Genomic DNA, 21129 nt, shown 5'->3' with positions numbered 1-21129 from the left:
TTCTGCCAGGCATAGAAGCCGCTGGGCTGGATGCGCAGGCACCGACACATCGACCGAACCCGGAACTGGTCACGATGCTCGGCAACAAATGCGTATCTCACGCAGCCCGCGGACCATCGGCGGAACGATCCGCATCTCGTATTAAGTGATGACGCTCAGGGCGGGGGGGGGGCGATCGGCGCCCCGCCCTGAGACTACATCAGGTCCTTGAGGTTGGTCTCGATATCGGCGAGCGCATCGGCATCCACCTTGGTGCCCGCCTCGATCAGCTTGCGGCCCTGCACGTAATCCTTGACGCGGTTGACGGCATCGATGGCGAGCACGCGGCCGTCTTTCAGGTATACGACCGAGAATGCGCGCGTCGCCGGATCGCCGCGCAGCACGGCGGTATCGTGCCCCGCGCCGATCCCGGCGGTTTGCAGTTTCAGGTCGTACTGGTTCGACCAGAACCATGGGAAGGCCTTGTAGGCTTTCGGCTCCTCTGCATCATCGGCCTGCGCGGCGCAGATCGCCTTGGCCACGCTGGTCGCCATGTCGTTGGCGTTCTGCACCGATTCCACGCGCATCACGCGCCCGCCCGCAAAGTCGCAGGCGAAGGCGGCGCAGTCGCCGATGGCATAGACGTCGGGCAGCGAGGTGCGGCAGAATTCGTCCACATCGACGCCGTTCGCCCCGCTCGCGCCCGCCAGGATCAGCGGGCCGACGGCAGGCACGATGCCGATGCCCACGATCACCGCGTCGGCGGGCAGCACCTCGCCATCGGCCAGGCGAACGCCGGTTACGCGCTTGCCGTCGCCTTCGAGGGCCTCGACCGCCGCGCCGATGCGCAGGTCGACGCCGTGGGCGCGGTGCTCGTCCTGATAGAACGCCGAGAGCGCCTCTCCGGCGACGCGCGCCAGCACCCGGTCGAGCGCTTCGAGCAGCGTCACCTCAAGCCCCAGCTTGGCCATCACCGCCGCCGCCTCCAGCCCGATATAGCCGCCACCGATGACGACGATCTTCTTCGCGCCTGCATCGACCTCGGCCATCAGCGTGTCGCAGTCCTCGCGGGTGCGCACGGCGTGAATGCCTGCGAGTTCCGCGCCCGCGCACGAAAGGCGACGCGGATCGCCGCCGGTCGCCCAGACGAGCGTGCCGTAGGTCATCGCCGAACCATCGGAGAGCGTCACCGAATGCCCCGCCGCATCGACCTTCACCACTTCGGTGCCGAGGCGGAAGGTCACGTCCTTCTCCGCCCAGAACGTGGGCGGACGGATATAGAGCCGGTCGAAGGTCTTCTCGCGCGCGAAGTATTCCTTGGAGAGCGGCGGGCGCTCGTAAGGATACTCCGGTTCGCGACCGATCACGGTCACGCTGCCCGAAAAGCCGTTCTGCCGAAGCGCAATGGCGCACTGCGCCCCGCCATGCCCCGCGCCCACGATGATTACGTCACTATGCGTCATGGATCAGCTCTCGAGGAAAGGGACAAGCGCTGTAGTGAGCGCCTCTGGCGCTTCCAGCGGCGGCAGATGTGCAGCATCGACCGCGACATGCGCAGCACCGGGAATATGCGCCAGCAGATGCTCGCCGTGCCCTTCGAGCGGCGTCGAGGTGTCCTGCCTCCCTGTTACCACCAGTGTCGGGCAAGTGATCGCGCCGATGCGGTCAGCCAGATCCATATCGCGGATCGCCGCGCCGCAGCCTGCATAGCCTTCCGGGTCCATCGTCAGCAACTGGCGCAGCACGCCGTCGCACAGGCCGGGATTGTCCTTGCGGACACCCTCGCTGAAGAACCGCCCGAGCGACGGTTCGGCAATCGCGGCCATACCGCCGCCTTCTCCCTTGCTGCGAACCGTCTCCACACGCGCGCCCCACATCGCCGCGTCCATCGTTGCCGAGGTGCAGACGAGCGCCAGCTTTTCTAGCCGTTGCGGCACGGCCAGCGCAAGCTCCATGCCGACCATGCCGCCCAGCGAGACACCCGCCAGCGAGAACCGCGCGATCCCGGCGGCGTCGGCCACGGCCAGCACATCGCCCGCAAGGTCCGCCAGAGAGAGATCGCCGGGCGTGATGCTCGACGGCCCATGCCCGCGTGCATCGATGCGCAGCACCGAGAACCGCTCGCGAAGGGCGGGCATCATCGGCTCCCACAGGTCCATGTCGGTGCCGATGGAGTTGAGCAGCACCAAGGCTGGCGCGCGCTCAGGTCCTTCCTGCTTCCAGTAGATCTGTGCGCCGGGTACGCTCGTGAAAGGCATCGCTCAATCCTCCGGCGCGATCGTGACGCGCAGACCGTCGAGCGCCGGGGTCATGACGATCTGGCAGGACAGGCGCGAGTTCGCCGCCCGGTGATCCGAGGAATCGAGCAGATCGTCCTCATCCTCGCCGGGCGTGCCTAGCGCGTCCGCCCAGCTCTCGTCTACGAAGACATGACAGGTGGCGCACGAACAGCAACCGCCGCACAGCGCGAGCAGTTCGTCGAAACCGCTGTCGCGAATGGCTTCCATGACCGAGACGCCTTCGCGCACCTCGATGGTTTTCTCGTCGGCCGAACGGTCGACGACGATCAACTGGGGCACTTGGGGTAATCCTCTCTCGTCTTGTTATCCCAGATCGCCGCCCGCAACGGGCAAGACCGATCCGGTGATATAGCTGGCCTCGTCCGAGGCAAGGAACAGGATCGGGGCGATCTGTTCGTCCAGCGTACCGTAGCGCTTGAGGAACGCCGAGGACGTGACCTGCTCCACCGCCTCGGCCATCCACGCCTGTTCCTGTGCGTTGTCGCCTTCGGCATTCCGCGCGACCCGGCGCGGCGGTGCGCTTGTGCCGCCCGGCGCCGTTGCGACGACACGGATGCCGCTTTGCGCGTATTCCATCGCGAGGCTCTGGGTCAGGCCGTTGATCCCGCCCTTGGCCGCCGAATAGGGCACCCGGCGGATACCGCGCGTGGCGTTGGACGAGAGGTTGACGATGGTGCCGCCACCCTTGCCGTCTTTGGCCTGCTCCAGCATCGCGGGCAGCACCGCATGGCAGCAGTAGAGCGTGGGCATCAGCGAGCGGCGGATTTCCGCATCGATCTGCGCGGGCTCGAACTCGGCATAGGGCCGCATGCGGATCGCGCCGCCGACGTTGTTGATCAGGATGTCGATGCGCCCGAATACGGCCAGCGCGGTCGCCATCGCCTGCGTCGCGCCTTCGTAGGTTTCGAGGTCGCAGCAGATGGAGACGGCCTTTCCGCCCGCTGCCACGATTGCCTGCTCGACTTCGGTCACGAATTCGGCCCGGTCGACCAGCACCACGCTCGCCCCTTCGGCGGCGGCGCGCACGGCGACGCCCGCCCCGATACCCTGTGCCGCGCCGGTCACGACCATGACCTTGCCGGCGAACCTGTCTGGGAAGATCACCTTGCCGCTCCTCAGACGTGGTACACGTCGATAACCTGATGAATGTAATCGTCCTTAAGGATGATCGTCTTCTTCAGGATCGTGGGCGCATCGCCGGAGGTGTCGAGCGTCAGGAACGTGGTGCCGAAGAACTGCTGGGTCTTCTGGTAGCGATGGCTGAGCGTGTGCCAGTTATAGCGCAAGTCCAGCGCGCCTTCGCGGACCTCCAGCACTTCGACATTGGCGATGAAGTGCGAGGTGCGCGCCTCGGGCGTGCTGGCCGAGGACCGCTCGGTGTTGAGACGATAGACGCGATCTTCCAGCCCCTTGCGGTTGGCGTAGTAGATCAGCGAGATCTCGCTCTGCGGATCGGTGGACAGCGCATCGTCATCGGTCCAGGCGGGCATCCAGTATTCGGCATCGGGCGAATAGCATTCCAGCCATTCGTCGAACTTGCGATCGTCCAGCAGCCGCGCCTCGCGATAGAGGAAGGCGCAGATATCGCGGTACGACAGGGCGCTGTCATCGGCGGGGCCATCGGCGAGGCCGGTGGTGATGGAGCGGGTCATGTCGAGCGTGCTCATTCCGCCGCCTCCAGCATCTGTTCGGCCTCGCCGTCCTTCGTCATCCCGCGAGCATGATCTCGGCCCAGAACTCGTGCTGGCGCACGAACAGGCCTTCGTCTTCGCTGCGCTCGCTGGAGAGCAGCGGGTTCATGCCCATCGCGCTCGCGTTCGCATCCGGCCCGGCGATCCAGCGGGTGGCACCGCGGCTGAGATCGTTCCACAGGCTGCCCGCGCCTTCGTAGGCGGATTGGCAGGAGCGGAACTCCTCCAGATCGTCGGGTGTGCCCATGCCGGTCACGTTGAAGAAATCCTCGTACTGGCGGATGCGATGGGCGCGATCCTCGGCGCTCTCGCCCTTGGGGGCGTAGCAGTAGATCGTGATCTCGGTGGTGTGGACGTCAACCGGGCGCACCACGCGGATCTGGGTGGAGAACTGGTCCATCAGGAACACATTGGGATAAAGCGCCAGATTGCGCGTCTGTTCGAGGATGAACTTCGCCTTGTCCTCGCCAAGCCGTGCATCAAGCTCGGGCTTGTGGTTCCAGATCGGGCGCACTTCGGGATTGAGCACTTGCGTCCACAGCAGGATGTGCCCGTGTTCGAAGCCATAGACCCCGCTGGCGGGCGCCTTCGACCAGCCATTGGCATCCACCGCCTTGGTCCCGCCTTCGGCACGGCGCCCCATCGTCGACTGGTAGTTCTCGTGAACGGAGCTGACGTGATAGCCGTCGCAGCCGTTTTCCATCTGCATCTTCCAGTTGCCGTCAAAGGTATAGGTGGAATTGCCGGTCAGCACTTCCAGCCCCTCGGGCGCCTGATCGACCATCTGGTCGATGATCACCTTCGCCTCGCCCAGATGCTCCGGCAAGGGCAGGACATCGTGGTTCAGCGAGGCGAAGACGAAGCCGCGATAGCTTTCCACCCGCGCGCGGGTGAGATCGTGCGAGCCCTCATGGTTGAAGCTGTCGGGATAGGCGCCGGTGCTGGCGTCCTTGGCGCGCATCAGCGCACCGTCGGTCTTGAAGCTCCAGCCGTGGAACGGACAGACGAACAGCGGCTGGTTGCCCCGCTTGCGACGGCACAGCTTGGCCCCGCGATGCGCGCAGGCGTTGACCAGGCAGTTGATGCCGCCGTCCTTGGCGCGAGTGAGGATCACCGGCGTGCGGCCGATCCAGCTCGTGAAATAGTCGTTCTTCTTCGCGAACTGGCTTTCGTGGCCGACATAGACCCAGTTGCTCTCGAAGATGTACTTCATCTCCAGTTCGAACAGCTCGGGGTCGGTGAACACGTCGCGGCGGCAGCGGAACAGCCCGGTTCCGGGATCGTCGACCACGGCGGTGGCGACCCGGTGCTTGAGGGTATCGAGGGTCATGGTCTCTCTCCCGATGTGAAGCGCGCGGCTCAGGCGCTTTCGGTCTGCTTGGAAGGGGCGGCATCGACCTGCGCGCGGGCGCGGGTGGAGAATTCCCCGTCCTGCTTCAGGGCCGCGCGCTGCAACTGGAAGTCGAAGGCGATATAGGCGCTGCCGCCCTGATGGCTGGGCACCGGCAGCAGGCCTTCACGCGTGCCGAACGCGAAGTCGTCCGCCGCGAAGGGATCGTCGCCGAAGTTGATCTGCGTGGTCAGTGTGCGATAGCCCGGTGCCTCGACGAAGAAGTGGACGTGCGCGGGACGATTGCCATGGCGGCCGAGCGCCTGCATCAGCCGATCGGTGGTGCCGCCCGGCGGCACCGAGTATCCGCTCGGCATCATCGAGTGGAAGGCATAGCGCCCGTCCTTGCCCAGCTTGATCCGGCGACGGTTGTTGAACGGGGTCTGCTCGCTCGTGGGATCGAAGTGCGAATACCAGCCCTTCGAATTGGCGTGCCAGACATGGACGATGGCATCTTCCACCGCCTCGCCCTGCGGCCCGGTGATGAGACCCGTCATGTGCAGCACTTCGGCGCCCTCGTCGGGATCGACGCTGAGGTTCGCGTTGCCCTCGACCAGCGGCGCGCCTTCGACATAGAGCGGCCCCTCGATGGTGCGCGGGGTGCCGCCCGACAGGCCCTGCTCCTTGTCCTTGGCGTCCATGAACAGGTCGAGGAAGTGCTCGATCCCGGTTCCGGCAGCCAGCAGCCCGTATTCCGGGGCACCTTCGGCCAGGAACGTCACGGCCTGCCAGAATTCGCTTTCCGATACGTCATGGTGCACCACGACTTCCATGACCGCCTCGGTAAGCTCGCGCACGATGGCCTTGAGGCGCGGGTCGCCGCCGCTCTGGCCAACGCCTGCCGCCTTGTCGAGCAGGGTCTGGATCTCGGGGGTCTTTACGAAACTGACGTCCATTGTTTTCTCTCCCAGTTCTGTCCGCTTCAAGGGGTTTCAGCGGTGCTTGGTCATCATCATCCGGCGATCATCGATCACCGGTCGTCGTCATGGATGGAGGAAGGATGCCGACACAGCGGCGTCACTTTCATGGTCATGAAAGGGTAGAGCGGTAGGCTCATGAGCGTATCGTGCAGCGCGGTGTTGCTCTCGACATCGAAGATCGAGACGTTCGAATAAAAGCCCACCTTGCGCCAGATATGGCGCCAGGTTCCGGCGGCCTGAAGCTGCTGGAAATAGGCCTTTTCCTCCGACTTGATCCTTGCCGCTTCCCCGGCATCGAAATCGAGCGGGATGTTGACGTCCATTTCGACCATGAACAGCATGGGTTTCAGGCTCCTGCGTTGACGGCATGGAGCCGCGGGGTGGTGCGATCGCGCCGGAAGAAATCCAGCTTGTCGTCGTCGAGCGAAATGCCGAGGCCGGGGCCGGTCGGGATCGCCAACGAGAAGTCGCTGTAGACGGGCGGCGCGGTCAGGATTTCCTCGGTCTGCAACAGCGGCCCGAACAGTTCGGTGCCCCAGGCAAGCTCGGCCACGGTCGCAAAGACATGGGCCGAGGCGATGGTGCCGACGCTGCCTTCCAGCATGGTGCCGCCATAGAGGCCGATGCCCGCCGCCATGCCGATCGCCGCGACGTCTGCCGTAGCGAACAGTCCGCCCGACTGCGCGATCTTGAGTGCAAAAACGCTGGCCGCGCCTGCCTTGGCCACCCGCAGCGCACTGCGTGGCCCCTGCAAGGCCTCATCCGCCATCAGCGGCACCGCCTGTCCACTGGTAAGTCGTGCCATCGCGGTGAGGTCGTCTCCTGCAACCGGCTGTTCCACCAGTTCGCAGCCAACATCATGCAGCATCGCCATGCCGAGGCGCGCCTGCGAGGCGGACCAGTTCTGGTTCACGTCCACACGGATGCTGGCCCGATCGCCCAGCGCCTTGCAGATCGCACCGACGTGGGCCACGTCATCGCGCACCGCACGCTTGCCGATCTTCAGCTTGAAGATGCGGTGACGGCGACGATCGAGCATCTCCTCCCCCTCGGCGATATCGCGCGCGGTATCGCCGCTCGCCAGTGTCCAGGCGACTGGAAGGGTATCGCGGCGACGCCCGCCGCCGATCAGTTCGGAAACCGGCACGCCCAGCCGCTTGCCCGCCATGTCCAGCAGCGCCGTTTCCACCGTGCACTTGGCAAAGTGATTGCCCTTAACAGACTGCGCAACGCGCGCCATCGTCGCGCCGATCTGCGCCAGATCGCAGACGCGCAGGACGGGTACGATATAGGTGTCGATGGCGGACTTGATGCTTTCGGGGCTCTCTTCGCCGTAGCTGAGGCCGCCGATTGTGGTGCCCTCGCCGATGCCCTCGACGCCGTCGCTGTCGGTCAGCCGCACGATCACCATCGCTTGCGAGTGCATCGTTGCCATCGCCAGAACATGCGGACGGATCGTCGGCACATCGACAATGAAGGTATCGGCCTTGCTTAGCGCCGCCATTGTCAGAGCTCTCCCATATGCTTAGGTTTCGTGAGGAAGAGGTAATCCCGTGACGAGGGTCGTTCAAAGATCAATGCGGTCACAGATTGATACCTGAAAGGTATAACGATGATCGACCTGCGCCTTCTGCGCTATTTTGTGGCAGTGGCCGACGACGGCAATTTCAACCGGGCAGCCGAACGCCTGCATATCGCCCAGCCTCCGCTCAGCCGCGCGATCCAGCAGTTGGAGGGCCATGTCGGCGCGCAACTGCTGGATCGCTCGAACCGCCCCTTGCAGCTTACGGATGTCGGCAGGCTGCTCTATGCGCAGGCGGTGCAGGTGCTGGCGCGCATGGAGGATGTGGAGGCCATGGTGAAGGCCGCCACCGGCAGCCAGCGACGCAGGCTGGTGATCGGCTTCGTCGCCTCGACGATCTACGCCCGCCTGCCGGAACTGATCCGCGAGTTTCGCAAGGCGGCGGAAAACGTGGAACTGGTGATGGTTGAAAGCACGACGCTGGAACAGATCGCCGCCTTGAAGGACGGTCGCATCGATGTCGGCTTCGGGCGTATCCGCTTCGAGGACCCGGCCGTGCGCCGCATCATCCTGCGCAACGAGAAGCTGGTTGCCGCCTTCCCGATCGGCCATCCGCTTGCGGCAAGTTCCGATCCGATCTCGCTGCGCGATCTGGGTCAGGAACCGCAGATCATCTACCCGCGCACGCCGCGCCCCAGCTATGCCGATCAGGTGATCTCGCTGTTCCGCGACCACGCCATCGAGCCGCGCATCGTGCATGAAGCGCGCGAACTTCAGACGGCGATCGGGCTTGTCGCGGCCGAGGAAGGCATGGCGATCGTGCCGGAATCGGTGCGCCGCGCGCGCAGCCACGATGTCGCCTTTCGCGACCTGCTCGAACCGGCGACCTCTCCCATCATCCTGAGCCATCGCCCCGGAGACCGCTCTCCCGAGCTCAGGCTCATCGCTTCGGTCATCGCCCGCCAGTATGCCGAATGGGGCTATGACGTGCCGACCGCCCTTACCGAAGAGCCTTAGGCGCCTTACGTTTGCCGATAGGGGGGCGCTTCGACGCCTCCCGCAGTGTCCAGCAGGCCGCTCGGCGCGGGATGCCCCCATTCGGGATAGAGGTCCCTGATCGTCTGGATCAGCAAGCGAACCGGAAACGACACATCTTCCGACCGGCGCATCAGCACCACCGGGCTGAAAACGGCAGGCGCCAATGGCAGGCAGACAGCATCGGAATGGACCAGTCGGCGGGCAGAAGCTGGAATGAGACTGGCGCCCGCCCCCGATGCCGCCATCACCAGAGCGGTCTGCATGTCGCCGACTTCCATTGTGCGGGAAGGCGTGATTCCCGACTCGCGAAACAGCGAGAGCATGAAGGCGCCGAAGCCTTGCGGCGCATCCTGCGGATAGAGGATCAAAGGGAAGCGCTGCATCATCTCCAGACTGATGGTGCCGCTCGTCCAGCGCCCTGCGCCCTGCGAAGGCAGCACGGCGAGCACGGGTTCGTTGCGCAGCACGTCGCTGCGAACGCCGACCCCATCGATCCGGCGGCGACCGAGGCCGACGTCGATCCGGCCTTCCTGCAAGGCCTTGACCTGCGCAGCCCCGCCCATCTCGGTCAGCACGATCTCGATGTCCGGCGCGCGGGTGCGATACCGTCGGATGAACTGCGGCAGACGCTCATGAAACAGCGAGGCGATCAGCCCGATCGTCAGGCGCGGGCGCCCTGCCTCGATATGCTCCTTCATGGTCGCCGACAGCTGCTCCAGCCGATGGAGGACCTGCAGGGACTGCTCGTAGAACAGCGCACCTGCGGCGGTGAGTTGCAAGGGCCGGATACTGCGATCGATCAGTTGCGCGCCCAGCTCGTCCTCGATCTCCTGAATGCGCTTGCTGAGCGGCGGCTGCGCCATGTTCAGGCGCTGCGCGGCACGGGTAAAGCTGCGCTCGGAAGCGACCGCAACGAAATAGCGTAACCTGCGGACGTCCATCGACGAGCGCCTCCCGCGCCAAATTCACTTCATATCCTGACGGTATATAACGACACCAAGTTGGTCTTTCCATTCCCCTGCGCACAGTTCCATCTGATGCGCATCGTGTCGTTCAGGCCACGTCCAACGGCACACGAAAGAAAATGGAGAACAGACATGGGTGCGGAAACCGCTGCCGAGGCAGCTCCCCTGATCGCAGACAAGTATCTTGGCGGTATGATCCTGCGCAAGGAATGGCAGCCTTTCAGCGACACGATCGATGCGGTGGAACCTGCCACCGGCACGGTTTTGGGCAAAGTGGCGCTGGCGAACGCCGAAACTGTTTCCGCCGCGGCTGCCGATGCCCGCGCGGCGCAGGTCGAGTGGGCGGCTCTGGAGCCCGACTACCGGGCCGCCGTGTTCCTGCGCGCCCTGACCATCGGCCAGACCCATGCCGACGAGATCATCGAATGGATCGTGCGCGAAAGCGGCTCGGCCAAAGCCAAGGCCGCGTTCGAACTCAAGGTCTCGCTGCGCGCCATCCAGCTGGCTGCCGCCATGCCGCACCAGCCACAGGGCCAGGTGCTGCCCAGCACGCCCGATCGCCTGAGCCTCGCCAAGCGCAAGCCGCTGGGCGTTGTCGGCGTGATCTCGCCGTTCAATTTCCCTCTCTATCTGGCGATGCGCGCCGTCGCGCCTGCACTCGCCGTCGGTAACGCCGTATTGCTCAAGCCCGATCCGCGCACCGCGATCTGCGGCGGCATCGTGATTGCGCGCCTGTTCGAGCTGGCTGGGCTTCCCGCCGGTGTCCTGCAACTGCTCCCGGCGGCGCCGAGGCAGGCGAGACCCTGTGCAACGATGGCAACGTGGCGATGATCCAGTTCACCGGCTCTACCGGCGCGGGCCGCATGGTCGGTCAGAGCGCCAGCCGTAATCTCAAGAAGGTGAGCCTGGAACTGGGCGGCAAGAACGCGATCATCGTGCTGGACGATGCCGATATCGATCTGGCCGTGCGCAATGTCGCCTGGGGCGCCTATCTCCATCAGGGCCAGATCTGCATGGCGGCCGGGCGCGTACTGGTACACGAAGCCATCGCACCTGCCTTCATCGCCGCGCTGGCCAAGAAGGCGGCCTCGCTCCCGGTCGGCAATCCCACCGATGCCGGCAACATGATCGGCCCGCTGATCAACCAGCGCCAGTTCGATCATGTCGTGAAAGTCGTGGCCGACAGCGTGGCCGCAGGCGCGACGCTGCACACCGGGGCAAGGGCGAAGGGTTGTTCTTCGAGCCGACCGTCCTGAGCGGCGTAACCGCAGGAATGCCCGCTTTCGATGAGGAAATCTTCGGGCCGGTTGCTGTCGTCACCACCTTCGCGACCGATGAAGAGGCGATCGTGCTGGCCAACGACACGACCTATGGCCTTTCCGCAGCCGTGCTTTCCGGCAACGTCTCGCGCGCGATGGCGCTGGGCGACCGTCTGCACACAGGCCTTCTGCACATCAACGACCAGACCGTGAATGACGACGTGGTCAATCCCTTCGGCGGCGTTGGCGCGTCGGGCAACGGTTCGGCGATCGGCGGCCCTGCGAACTGGGACCTGTTCACGGAATGGCAGTGGATGACCGTGCGCGCGCAGCCGCTCCCCTATCCGGTCTGATCCTGAAGGCAGGGGTGCACCGCGCCTCTGCCGTCCACTCCCTTTTCCTATCGCATACATAACAAAAGGGCACAGCCGCCGCGCTGCAGCCTGAAATCCGGAGAAGCCGAATGCCTGATCATTCCTACGACGTTCTCATCATCGGCAGCGGCGCTGCCGGCTGTGTGGTCGCCGACTATCTGGCCCGCCACACCCGCGCGAGCATCGCCGTGGTCGAAGCCGGGGCGAACGATCGCGACCCGATGATCCATATTCCCGCAGGCTATTCCGCCATCCTCGCCGCAGACCGTCATGTCTGGGCTTACGACACCGTGCCGGTGCATGGCGCCAAGCGTCGCTACCGCATGGGCAAGGTCGTGGGCGGCGGCACCTCGATCAATGCCATGTGCTACGTGCGCGGCCAGAAGCAGGACTTCGACGCCTGGCAGGCCGCCGTCGGCGATACCGGCGACTGGTCGTGGGAGACGATGCAGCGCACCTTCATCGAGCAGGAGCACAACGATACGTTCCACGATGCCCATCACGGCATCGACGGCCCGCTCTCGGTCGAACTGCCGCGCGGGATCAATGAACTCAACCAGCGCTGCATGAAGGCCTTTCAGGAATACGGCCTTGGCTACAATGCCGACTACAACGGCGCACGGCAGGATGGCGTGTCTCCGGTCCAGTCGAACACGCACAACGGCAAGCGTTGCAGCGCGGCGGTCGCCTATCTGCACCCGCATGTGAAGAGCGGCCGGGTCACGCTGCTCACCTCGCGCACGGTGACATCGGTGCTGATGGACGGCAAGCGCGCGGTCGGCGCACGCATTCGCCACAAGCAGGGCGAGGAGGACATTACCGCAGGTCTCGTCATCCTCTCGGCAGGCGCGGTGCAGAGCCCCAAGATCCTGATGCATTCGGGCATCGGGCCGCGCGACCAGCTGGAAAAGTTTGGTATCCCGGTGCGGGTCGAACTGTCCGGCGTGGGCGAGAACCTGCACGATCACCCGATCATCCCGATCACCGCCTACGTGAAGGGCAAGATGGGCTACCAGAGCGCCGCGCACGGGATCGGCAAGCTGGTCGCAGGCGCGCGTTATCTGACCACCCGCGACGGGCCTGCCGCCGGTAACGGGATCGAGACGGTATCCTACTGGGACCCGCTCAAGCTCGACAGCGAAGAGCCGACCGTTCAGTGCTACCACGAACCGATCATCGCCACCGATGGCCTCAACGCCACCGGCTCGCGCTCGGGCGTGACGTTCGCCACAGTCGTTCTTCAACCGCGCAGCCGTGGTTCGGTGCGCCTTGCCGATGCCGATCCGACCTCGATGCCGCTGATCGACCCGAACTTCATCGGCGACGAATACGACCTCAAGGTCGGTATCGCGGCGGTGAAGGCCGTGCGCGAAGTCATGGCCCAGCGCTCGCTTTCCGAAGTGATCGAGGAGGAAGTTCTCCCCGGCCCCGCCAAGCAGACCGATGAGCAGATCGGCCAGTTCGTCAAGGATATCGCCACGACGATGTGGCACCCGGTCGGCACCTGCCGCATGGGCATCGATGAAGGGGCGGTGGTCGATGCGAAGCTGAAGGTGCACGGCGTGGAAGGGCTGCATGTGATCGACGCTTCGATCATGCCGCAGATCACCAGCGGCAACACCAATGCTCCGACCCAAGCGCTGGCGCGCCATGCGGCCAAGATGCTGGTCGCCAGCTACTTCGCCTGAACAGACAGGTCTTGCGCCGATCCTTCACGCGCAAGACCGTGGCGGCCTGCGATCCTCTCTCCCAACACACCTCGCAGGCCGCCACACATAAAAAAGCCCTCTCGACGTTCATGTGCGTCGAGAGGGCTTTTTGTTTGTCAGAAGATGACGAGTGCCGTCAGACCCGTTCGACCGCGAGGGCAAGGCCCATGCCGACGCCGATGCACAACGTGGCAAGGCCGCGTTTGCCACCGGTCTTCTCCAGCTGATGGACCAGCGTCAGCGCAAGACGCGCGCCCGACATACCCAGCGGATGACCAAGCGCGATGGCGCCGCCATTGGCGTTCACATGCGGCGCATCGTCAGGCAGGCCAAGCCCGCGCATGACGGCAAGGCCTTGACTGGCGAAGGCTTCGTTCAGTTCGATGGCGTCGAAATCACCGATGGTCAGCCCGAGCTTTCCCATCAGCTTGAGCGTTGCCGGCAGCGGACCGATACCCATGACGCGCGGCTCGACCCCGACCGAGGCCATGCCAAGGATGCGCGCACGCGGGGTCAGTCCATGGGCCTTGGCCGCCGCTTCGCTGGCGACGATCATCGCGGCGGCGCCGTCGTTGATACCCGAGGCATTGCCTGCCGTGACGGTGCCTTCGGGGCCGAACAATGGCTTGAGCTTCTGCAATGCCTCGATCGTGGTGCCCGCACGGGGGTGTTCGTCACGCTCGAACACCAGAGTCTCGCCGCGCTTTTTGCCGGGGACCGTGACGGGCACGATCTCCTCGGCGAAGAAGCCGTTGCCTTGCGCAGCCTCGGCACGCTGCTGGCTGCGCAGGGCGAAGGCGTCCTGATCGGCGCGGCTGATGCCGTAGTCCTCGGCAACGTTCTCGCCGGTGCGCGGCATCGTCTCGGTGCCGTACAGCGCATCGAGCGCCGGGTTGACGAAGCGCCAGCCCATCGTCGTGTCCTCCAGCGTCTGGGCACGGCCAAAGGCGCTGTCGGCCTTGCCCATCACGAAAGGCGCACGGGTCATACTTTCGACGCCGCCCGCCAGCGCCAGCGTCATTTCGCCGCCCCGGATCGCGCGGGCAGCGGCGCCCACGGCTTCGAGGCCAGAGGCGCACAGGCGATTGAGCGTGACGCCGGGCACGGTGTGCGGCAGGCCCGCCAGCAGCAGGCTCATGCGGGCGACGTTGCGGTTGTCCTCGCCCGACTGGTTGGCACAGCCGTAGAACACCTCTTCGATTGCGGCGGGATCGAGGCCGGGGTTGCGGGCAAGCAGCGCGCGCATCGGCACGGCGCCCAGATCGTCGGCGCGGATGGCGGAAAGTCCACCGGCGTAGCGGCCGATAGGCGTGCGGATAGCATCGCAGATAAAGGCTTCGGTCATGGCTGGCTATCCTTTCAGGCGGGCTGGATTTCGGCGTCGAATGTAAGGGCAAGCCCCGTAATCCGGCGCAGTTCGTCGATGGTCAGGCCCTCGACCATCTCGATCACATGCGCGCCGGAGGGCCCCAGATTGAATACGGCAAGGTCGGTATAGACGCGCGAGACGCAGCCAAGCCCGGTGAGCGGATAGGTGCAGGCCTCCACCAGCTTGCTTTCGCCCTGCCGCGTCAGCAGGTCCATCATCACGAAGGTCTGCTTGGCGCCGATGGCAAGGTCCATCGCCCCGCCCACGGCGGGGATCGCATCCGGCTCGCCGGTATGCCAGTTAGCCAGATCGCCGTGGACCGAGACCTGAAAGGCCCCCAGCACACAGATGTCGAGGTGGCCGCCGCGCATCATCGCAAAGCTGTCGGCATGGTGGAAATAGCATCCGCCCGCCAACAGCGTGACCGGCTGCTTGCCGGCGTTGATCAGTTCCCAGTCCTCTTCGCCGGGCGCCGGGGCCGGTCCCATGCCGAGCAGGCCGTTCTCGCTCTGGAGGAAGATTTCGCGGGTTTCGGGAAGGTAGTTGGCAACCTTGGTGGGCAGGCCGATGCCAAGGTTGACGTAGGCGCCCTCGGGAATGTCCTTGGCGACGCGGGCGGCGATCTGGTCTCGGGTCAAGCGGTTCATGGCGTTCTCTCCTCTCAGGCAGCCGCAGCGGCGGCAACGGCGGCGAGCGGGGCGATCTGCACCACGCGCTGGACGAAGATGCCCGGCGTCACGACCACTTCGGGGTCGAGTTCGCCCAGCGGCACGATCTCGGACACCTGCGCGATGGTGGTCTTGGCGGCCATCGCCATGATCGGCCCGAAATTGCGGGCGGTCTTGCGGAACACGAGGTTGCCCCAGCGATCGCCCTTGTGCGCTTTGATCAGCGCAAAGTCGGCCGTGATCGGGTACTCCAGCACATAGTGCCTGCCGTCGATCTCGCGCACTTCCTTGCCTTGCGCGAGCAGCGTGCCGTAGCCGGTGGGCGTGAAGATCGCGCCGAGCCCTGCACCTGCCGCCTGAATCCGCGCGGCCAGATTGCCTTGCGGCACCAGTTCCAGCTCGATCTGCCCTGCACGATAGGCGGTATCGAAGTGGTGCGAGTCCGACTGGCGCGGGAACGAGCAGACGATCTTGCGCACGCGCCCCGCCTTGATCAGCGCGGCCACGCCTTTCTCGCCGTTGCCCGCATTGTTGTTGATGATGGTGAGGTCGCCCACCCCGCGCGCAATCAGCGCCTCGATCAGATCGTCGGGCATTCCCGCCGTGCCGAACCCGCCGATCATGACGGAAGCCCCGTCGAAAATATCCGCGACAGCCGCCTCTGCGCTGTCGATTGCCTTGTCGATCATCCGGCTCTCCAAAAATTGCTGCCTGTCAGCTTGCCTTCCCGCCTCTGCTTCCAGAGCATTTGCGTCAACCGGTAAACGTGATACTGTACGGTAATCGGTTGATTAGGAAGTGAGCATGCAGGATTTCGGTCAACTGGACGCGCAGGGCGATCCCGAATTCATGACCTCGCTGGCGCGCGGCCTCGCGGTGCTGCGCTGCTTTGCCGACCAGTCGCGCCCGATGACGATTGCACAGGCGAGCCGGTTGACCGGGCTCAGCCGCCCGGCGGTGAAGCGCTGCCTGCATACGCTGGTGCGGCTGGGCTATGCCGTGCAGGACGGCACGCTTTACGGGCTGCGCCCCAAGGTACTGGCGCTGGGCTTTGCCTATCTCTCCTCCAGCACGCTGGCCATGCGGGCGCAGCCGCTGCTCGATGAGGTTCGCGACGAACTTCACGAATCCTGCTCGCTGGGCGTGATCGAGGAGGACGAGGTCTACTACGTCGCCCGCGCTGAGGTTTCCCGTATCATGTCGATTGCCTTGCGGGTCGGCAGCCGTTTGCCGCTCTACTGCACCTCTATGGGGCGCGTGCTGTTGGCCGGTCTCGATAGACCCGCGCAGCAGGCCTACCTTCGCCGTACCGATCTGGCGCCGCTCACGGGCAGCACCGTCACCGAGCCCTCGGTACTGCTGCAAATTCTGCGCGACGTGGCCGAGGAGGGGTATGCCATCATCGATCAGGAGCTGGAGCAGGGGCTGCGCTCCATCGCCGTGCCGGTGATCGTCGACGGACGGGTGATCGCGGCGGTCAATATCGGCACACAGGCGGATCGGGTATCTCTTCCCGACCTGCGAACGCGATACCTCCCCGCCCTGCGCCGCGTGGCGCGCGACCTGGCGGCGATGCGACCTACAGGATGAGTAGCCCCTAGGCCGGATCGACATTCACCGCGGCCGTATCGTAGCGTGTAGCGAAGCGGCGGAAAAGCAGAGTATCGCTCGATCCGGTTGCTGTGCTTGCAGGTGGCGGTGTCGTTTTGCCGGGGCACACGAAGATCAAAAGCATGGTCAGGTGCCTCGGCTTGGACGTTGAGGACGCTTTCACGTGGGCGGAGGGCACAGAAATCTGAGAATATTTGGTTCTTTGCCGGTGCGAGGAGCCAAGATTCCTGCGGCTGCTATTCACTGCCATGCAGCCTTTCTCCGGCCTCAATGGAAATCCCGCGATTTCGGGACGATGCGGACATCGCGAGGGTGCTTGCGCAGTTCGCGAGGGGCTTGCGGGCGATGGACTTCGTCGCCGGATGCAGAAGGCGCTGCCGTGACCTGCGCGTGATCGTCTAGGGTGCACCGCCCAGTTCGGCCCAGCCATTGGCCTGCAGAATGCCCGCAGACTTGCACCAGCGCCGCTCCCGCAGCCAGAGCACCGTCTGTTTCGGGCGGTCCGCTCGCGCGCACATGCCCATGGCGGTGGCCATCGCAAAGCCCGCAGTCGAGCTGGCATCGTCCGGCTCGGCTGCGTAGATCTCGTGAACCTGTCCATAGCCGAGCCCGCCCCCCAAAACCTCGTCCAGCGAAGCGATGTTGCTTGCCCAAGGGCCCCCTTGTCCGGGGGCGCAAACGCAGGAAGAGCATCGATGATTCGCATATGTTCTTATTATGTTCTAATATCGGCGCCATCAAGAGTATAGGGAGCTTGCTCCAGTCAGGCCTGATGGCGGGGAAGCTCATAGCCCTTGATGGCAAGCCATGGGCATGCGGATCGAAAAGCTGGGCATTAATCGAGGAAAATAAAGATTTCTAGATACTTGTGTGCGAAATCCTCTCATACAGGACCCTGCGGGTCAGATAGGTTGAGCTCTGAGGTGGCAGGTGCCGCAGTCATCGGGGACAAGCTGGCCCGCTGACCACCGCATGATATGCGAGGCCAAGCCGACAGGCGGATCATGAGGGATCATGCGCGAGTTCCTGGATTGGCGGAATCGGCTTGGGTGGTGCGCGTGGCTGGCTCCAGCGTGCGAAGGTCCGATGAGGATCATGCGCCCGCCGCAGTAAGGGCATGATGCACAGGTATCGGATGAACTCGTCGACAGCGAGCGTTATGACACGCTACCCTCCGGGGTAGCGCGGCGATAGTCCTTGTCGCGCGAGGTGGCGCTGGTAGGCTCGATGATCGGCCAGAGCGGCTATGGATCCGAAAATGCTAGCTTGCCTGCGTATGGAGAGTGTTCAGCGCAGGAGCGCGCAGCGACCGCCTGGCATTTGGGGCAATGCCGGTTGCGGCAGGAATTGTAAGAGACCCGCCAGTGTACGAAGCCTTGGCAGGTTTTGATCGCGAACATGACCTTGGGTTGGCGAGGCTCAAGTCCCCGGCATTGCTCGCCTGAGAGGTCGGCCCGGCTGAGCAAGACTTGGATCACGCGGATATCGACTTCGGCCGCTACCTGGACCGTGTGGTGCAACTGCCGGGCCGAGATTGGATCGCGCTTCCTGTCCTGTCTTGGCGCCACCACATCCACAGCAGTTCAAGCAATTGGGGAAGAGTATGGCGTTACGATCCTTGTAGCCACCTTCGGTAGGTCTGGGACAGGCTTGCCCTGTTCGACGCGGATCAAGCATGCGCGTGCTGTCGATAGCGTCGATCTTGAGGTGGGGAACCTCGGAAACACCTTTACGCGCCCGCTCCAGTCGATTGTGTAACTTGTAACTGAAGTGGGGCGCCAGATCATATCTTTAGCTACTGCTCATCGATGACTGTCTAACCTCATCCATGATATCGCTAGGAAGGCTCGAATTGTCACCGTTTCTTGTTGGCGCTAAAAACACATTTATGTTTATGATTTGAACCAATGCTAGAAATTGTATTGCCAGGACACTCTGACTTCACGCGGTTCCACCGGATGGATATGATAGTCGTCCACGCCATCTGTCGCTTCGCCCTGTAGGCGCGAGGTGTAATAATAGGTGATATCGGAGTCCCGCGCGTTGAACAGGTTCAGGACATCCAGACCGATCCTGCCGCGTCCGAATGTGCGATAGAGGCCAAGGTTCACCAGCGTGGTGGGATCGGACCGTCTGGAGTTATCCTCGATCAGCGGGGCGGAGCCGAAGTGGCGTAATCGCAGCGTTGCGGAAATGGCTTCGGGAAGCTCGAAGGAGGCCCCGGCACTCAGCACTTGGCTGACCGAGTTGGGGATGTAACGCGCGCTGGCATCGACTCCGGTAAACCGGGCGTGGGTGAGCGCGCCGGAGGCGTCCAAAGTCAGCCAGGGCGCCGGTCTCCAGAACAGGCTTGCCTCGGTGCCATACCTTCGGGATGCGGCGTTGGGCTCGGTCGTGCCGCCATCGCCGGTATAGACAAGCTCCGACCCCAGCGTGAGATAGAACCCGACGAGGGAGGCTGTAAAGTGGCCTGTCTCGACACGGGCCCCCAGTTCCGCGCCACGCGCGCGGACAAGCGCGGGCACCTTTTCGGCAGGGTCGCCGGTCGAGGGATCGACCGTGATCGTCGATCCGCGCACATCGTTGCTGTGATAGCTTTCGCCATAATCGGCATAGAGTTCGAGCGAACGGGCAACGCGCCACGCCAGCCGCGCCTTAGGGGCCAGCATCGCCGACCAGCCATGCCCCGAGTTGACGGCGAGATCGGAGCGTACATCGTACCCCAGAAGATCGCCTCGAAGTCCCGTGGTCAGGCGCAGGCGATCCGTCAGCGCGATCTGGGCCTCGGCAAAGGCTGCGCCGCTGTACTCATCGACGCTGTCCTGACGGACTGTGCCGGTGCGCACACCATCGACGCTATGATAGAGGCCGACCTTGCCGATCATGTCGTAGCGGGTTTCGGCCCCCAGCGTTACGGTCACGGGCAGGCCGGCAAGCGCGGTATCGATATGGTGGCGAACAGAGCCACCGAATACGCCGCGCCGGTCCGCCTGCTGGAATTCGTCTCCGTTGACTGGGTCTTCGAGATAATATGTGAAATTCGAGGTAAGACCGAAATCGTAATACGTCGCGTAGGCGGTCCAGTCCGTATCTGAAGCCGACGCATTGAACGTCAGGCCAACGCGGGTTGTGTGTCCGCCAAGATAGGGATCGATGTTGCCGTAGCGACTGATCTCGCCGCTGGAGATTGCCCGCTCTGGCACCTGGTCGGTCGCGTTCCAGTCAGCATGGTAGGCACTGAGCGAAAGGCTCCAGTCGGTGCCGGACACTTTCGCAAAGGCATTGAGCTTGTGCAGGTCCTCGTTGAGCGTCCAGGGGCCGTTGTTGCGCGTGCCGTCGATCGCGAGCAGGATGTCCTTGTCGCCGGCCTTGAAGCTGCCGGCGACAAGCGCGCGATAGTAACCGTAGCTGCCGACAGTCATCTGCGCCACGGGCGCAAGTGTGCTTCTGGTCTTGAAGGCAACTGTTCCAGCGGCGGAGAAATCGCCGACCTCGGAAAAATAGGGGCCTTTGCGATAATCGATCCGCTCGACCAGTTCGGGGATCAGGAAGTTAAGGTCCATGTATCCCTGACCATGGCCATGGCTGCGCATGTTGACCGGGACACCATCGACAAACCCCGCGAAGTCCGTTCCATGATCGAGATTGAAGCCGCGCAGGAAATACTGGTTGGCTTTTCCGGTTCCGGAATGCTGGGTCGCGATCACCCCCGGCACGTTCTCGACGAGTTCGCCGACGCGGGCGAGCGGGCGGTTCTCGAAATCTTCGTAACCGACGACGCCTTGCGATCCGGACGTGGCCACCCCGATTTGCGGCAGAGCCCTGCCGTAGACGACGATGGCGGTCCCGTTCGATGGGGTGTCGCTGTCGATCTTGTTCTCCTGGGCGTGCGCGCATGTGGGAAGCATTAGAAACACCGGCAGAACCACGGCACGCGAACACGTCAATTTCATTAGATCCACCCCATTGCAGCTCAAGGATCACCCCTCAGCGGCTCCCCGTTGGCGCAGCATTTATTGCAAGCCCCCTCAAGCATTGGTGCCAGCGCCCAATGCGAAGGAAGCGCAATTTGCGCACCATGGAGGTGTATTGCACATCAGCTTTGTTGGAGAGCGAACGAAATGTTTTACAGGGCGCTGTTGGGCGTTCTGGAGAATATGCCGTCCTGGTGGCAGGGGCACATGTCTCTCAGCGTGGCCGATTGCGACGATGTTTCATGTCTATTTGATTGCCGAATGGTGACGGCGTGGCGCTCTGCGTGACATATTGGCTACAAATCATGAAATGATACAACATATCATTGACCCGTTTATGCCCTCCTGACAGAGCGCGCG

At 64.0% G+C, this 21129-nt stretch carries 17 protein-coding genes and 4 pseudogenes (1 of these 21 running past the window's edge); 4 read left to right on the top strand and 17 right to left on the bottom strand.

Annotation, left to right across the window (positions count from 1 at the left end):
* The 10 genes and pseudogenes from CI805_RS19120 to CI805_RS19075 form a co-directional block, all read right to left on the bottom strand.
* Nucleotides 1-107, bottom strand: a pseudogene (locus tag CI805_RS19120) (IS3 family transposase) (its annotated part extends 61 nt beyond the left edge of the window); the annotation flags it as partial.
* Nucleotides 108-194: 87 nt separating this feature from the next.
* Nucleotides 195-1442, bottom strand: coding sequence for an NAD(P)/FAD-dependent oxidoreductase (locus CI805_RS19115; protein WP_260928272.1), 1248 nt, complete (start codon nucleotides 1440-1442; stop codon nucleotides 195-197).
* A gap of 3 nt (nucleotides 1443-1445) precedes the next feature.
* Nucleotides 1446-2237 carry a 3-oxoadipate enol-lactonase gene (pcaD, locus tag CI805_RS19110; protein ID WP_260928270.1) on the bottom strand — a complete coding sequence of 264 codons (792 nt, stop codon included), beginning with the start codon at nucleotides 2235-2237 and terminating at the stop codon, nucleotides 1446-1448.
* A gap of 3 nt (nucleotides 2238-2240) precedes the next feature.
* A complete protein-coding gene (locus tag CI805_RS19105; protein WP_260928268.1) occupies nucleotides 2241-2558 on the bottom strand; it encodes a 2Fe-2S iron-sulfur cluster-binding protein in 318 nt (105 codons plus the stop codon).
* Nucleotides 2559-2582: 24 nt separating this feature from the next.
* Nucleotides 2583-3383, bottom strand: coding sequence for a benzoate diol dehydrogenase BenD (gene benD / locus CI805_RS19100; protein WP_260928267.1), 801 nt, complete (start codon nucleotides 3381-3383; stop codon nucleotides 2583-2585).
* Nucleotides 3384-3394: 11 nt separating this feature from the next.
* On the bottom strand, nucleotides 3395-3931 hold the full coding sequence (benB, locus tag CI805_RS19095) for a benzoate 1,2-dioxygenase small subunit (RefSeq protein WP_260929724.1): 537 nt from the start codon (nucleotides 3929-3931) through the stop codon (nucleotides 3395-3397).
* Between the two features lie 11 nt (nucleotides 3932-3942).
* A pseudogene (locus tag CI805_RS19090) lies at nucleotides 3943-5300 on the bottom strand (Rieske 2Fe-2S domain-containing protein).
* A gap of 29 nt (nucleotides 5301-5329) precedes the next feature.
* On the bottom strand, nucleotides 5330-6256 hold the full coding sequence (locus CI805_RS19085) for a dioxygenase (protein WP_260928265.1): 927 nt from the start codon (nucleotides 6254-6256) through the stop codon (nucleotides 5330-5332).
* 74 nt (nucleotides 6257-6330) lie between these two features.
* On the bottom strand, nucleotides 6331-6621 hold the full coding sequence (gene catC, locus CI805_RS19080; protein WP_260928264.1) for a muconolactone Delta-isomerase: 291 nt from the start codon (nucleotides 6619-6621) through the stop codon (nucleotides 6331-6333).
* Between the two features lie 5 nt (nucleotides 6622-6626).
* Nucleotides 6627-7784, bottom strand: a complete 1158-nt coding sequence (locus tag CI805_RS19075) for a muconate/chloromuconate family cycloisomerase (protein ID WP_260928263.1) — start codon at nucleotides 7782-7784, stop codon at nucleotides 6627-6629.
* Between the two features lie 111 nt (nucleotides 7785-7895).
* On the opposite strand from CI805_RS19075, the gene CI805_RS19070 reads away from it, so the two are divergent.
* Entirely contained in the window at nucleotides 7896-8819 is a 924-nt protein-coding gene (locus tag CI805_RS19070; RefSeq protein ID WP_260929723.1) for a LysR family transcriptional regulator, read from the top strand.
* Nucleotides 8820-8824: 5 nt separating this feature from the next.
* On the opposite strand, the gene CI805_RS19065 is transcribed toward CI805_RS19070, so the two are convergent.
* Nucleotides 8825-9781, bottom strand: coding sequence for a LysR family transcriptional regulator (locus CI805_RS19065; RefSeq protein ID WP_260928262.1), 957 nt, complete (start codon nucleotides 9779-9781; stop codon nucleotides 8825-8827).
* A 96-nt stretch (nucleotides 9782-9877) separates the two neighbouring features.
* Between CI805_RS19065 and CI805_RS21240 the strand changes: the two are divergent.
* Both CI805_RS21240 and CI805_RS19050 read left to right on the top strand, forming a co-directional pair.
* Nucleotides 9878-11417 (top strand): annotated as a pseudogene (locus tag CI805_RS21240) (benzaldehyde dehydrogenase).
* Between the two features lie 110 nt (nucleotides 11418-11527).
* Entirely contained in the window at nucleotides 11528-13126 is a 1599-nt protein-coding gene (locus CI805_RS19050) for a GMC family oxidoreductase (RefSeq protein ID WP_260928260.1), read from the top strand.
* A gap of 157 nt (nucleotides 13127-13283) precedes the next feature.
* Here CI805_RS19050 and pcaF read toward each other — a convergent pair whose 3' ends face one another.
* From pcaF to CI805_RS19035, 3 genes are read right to left on the bottom strand one after another with little or no spacing between them, the layout of a single operon-like run.
* Nucleotides 13284-14492 carry a 3-oxoadipyl-CoA thiolase gene (gene pcaF, locus CI805_RS19045; RefSeq protein WP_260928259.1) on the bottom strand — a complete coding sequence of 403 codons (1209 nt, stop codon included), beginning with the start codon at nucleotides 14490-14492 and terminating at the stop codon, nucleotides 13284-13286.
* A gap of 14 nt (nucleotides 14493-14506) precedes the next feature.
* On the bottom strand, nucleotides 14507-15163 hold the full coding sequence (locus CI805_RS19040) for a 3-oxoacid CoA-transferase subunit B (RefSeq protein WP_260928258.1): 657 nt from the start codon (nucleotides 15161-15163) through the stop codon (nucleotides 14507-14509).
* Between the two features lie 14 nt (nucleotides 15164-15177).
* The gene (locus tag CI805_RS19035) at nucleotides 15178-15873 is read right to left on the bottom strand and encodes a 3-oxoacid CoA-transferase subunit A (protein ID WP_260928257.1); all 696 of its coding nucleotides are present in this window, start codon (nucleotides 15871-15873) and stop codon (nucleotides 15178-15180) included.
* A 115-nt stretch (nucleotides 15874-15988) separates the two neighbouring features.
* Here CI805_RS19035 and CI805_RS19030 point away from each other — a divergent pair, with 115 nt between their 5' ends.
* Nucleotides 15989-16774, top strand: coding sequence for an IclR family transcriptional regulator C-terminal domain-containing protein (locus tag CI805_RS19030; protein ID WP_260928256.1), 786 nt, complete (start codon nucleotides 15989-15991; stop codon nucleotides 16772-16774).
* A 419-nt stretch (nucleotides 16775-17193) separates the two neighbouring features.
* Here CI805_RS19030 and CI805_RS19020 read toward each other — a convergent pair whose 3' ends face one another.
* The 3 genes and pseudogenes from CI805_RS19020 to CI805_RS19010 form a co-directional block, all read right to left on the bottom strand.
* Nucleotides 17194-17415, bottom strand: coding sequence for a hypothetical protein (locus CI805_RS19020; protein WP_260928255.1), 222 nt, complete (start codon nucleotides 17413-17415; stop codon nucleotides 17194-17196).
* A 675-nt stretch (nucleotides 17416-18090) separates the two neighbouring features.
* Nucleotides 18091-18257 (bottom strand): annotated as a pseudogene (locus CI805_RS21235) (transposase zinc-binding domain-containing protein); the annotation flags it as partial.
* Between the two features lie 448 nt (nucleotides 18258-18705).
* The gene (locus tag CI805_RS19010) at nucleotides 18706-20703 is read right to left on the bottom strand and encodes a TonB-dependent receptor (RefSeq protein WP_260928254.1); all 1998 of its coding nucleotides are present in this window, start codon (nucleotides 20701-20703) and stop codon (nucleotides 18706-18708) included.
* Nucleotides 20704-21129 lie beyond the last annotated feature (426 nt).

Source organism: Novosphingobium sp. 9 (assembly GCF_025340265.1).
GTDB lineage: Bacteria > Pseudomonadota > Alphaproteobacteria > Sphingomonadales > Sphingomonadaceae > Novosphingobium.
The sequence above is the reverse complement of the archived record's forward strand: the minus strand, read 5'-3'. Positions and strand labels throughout refer to the sequence as shown.

Excerpts from the sequence above, each read along its gene's own strand:
- CI805_RS19030 (WP_260928256.1), top strand. The coding sequence starts at position 15,989 with ATGCAGGATTTCGGTCAACTGGACGCGCAGGGCGATCCCGAATTCATG.
- catC (WP_260928264.1), bottom strand. The coding sequence starts at position 6,621 with ATGCTGTTCATGGTCGAAATGGACGTCAACATCCCGCTCGATTTCGAT.
- benB (WP_260929724.1), bottom strand. The coding sequence starts at position 3,931 with ATGACCCGCTCCATCACCACCGGCCTCGCCGATGGCCCCGCCGATGAC.
- CI805_RS19085 (WP_260928265.1), bottom strand. The coding sequence starts at position 6,256 with ATGGACGTCAGTTTCGTAAAGACCCCCGAGATCCAGACCCTGCTCGAC.
- CI805_RS19075 (WP_260928263.1), bottom strand. The coding sequence starts at position 7,784 with ATGGCGGCGCTAAGCAAGGCCGATACCTTCATTGTCGATGTGCCGACG.
- CI805_RS19040 (WP_260928258.1), bottom strand. The coding sequence starts at position 15,163 with ATGAACCGCTTGACCCGAGACCAGATCGCCGCCCGCGTCGCCAAGGAC.
- CI805_RS19050 (WP_260928260.1), top strand. The coding sequence starts at position 11,528 with ATGCCTGATCATTCCTACGACGTTCTCATCATCGGCAGCGGCGCTGCC.
- CI805_RS19065 (WP_260928262.1), bottom strand. The coding sequence starts at position 9,781 with ATGGACGTCCGCAGGTTACGCTATTTCGTTGCGGTCGCTTCCGAGCGC.
- pcaD (WP_260928270.1), bottom strand. The coding sequence starts at position 2,237 with ATGCCTTTCACGAGCGTACCCGGCGCACAGATCTACTGGAAGCAGGAA.
- CI805_RS19010 (WP_260928254.1), bottom strand. The coding sequence starts at position 20,703 with ATGCTTCCCACATGCGCGCACGCCCAGGAGAACAAGATCGACAGCGAC.
- CI805_RS19115 (WP_260928272.1), bottom strand. The coding sequence starts at position 1,442 with ATGACGCATAGTGACGTAATCATCGTGGGCGCGGGGCATGGCGGGGCG.
- CI805_RS19035 (WP_260928257.1), bottom strand. The coding sequence starts at position 15,873 with ATGATCGACAAGGCAATCGACAGCGCAGAGGCGGCTGTCGCGGATATT.
- pcaF (WP_260928259.1), bottom strand. The coding sequence starts at position 14,492 with ATGACCGAAGCCTTTATCTGCGATGCTATCCGCACGCCTATCGGCCGC.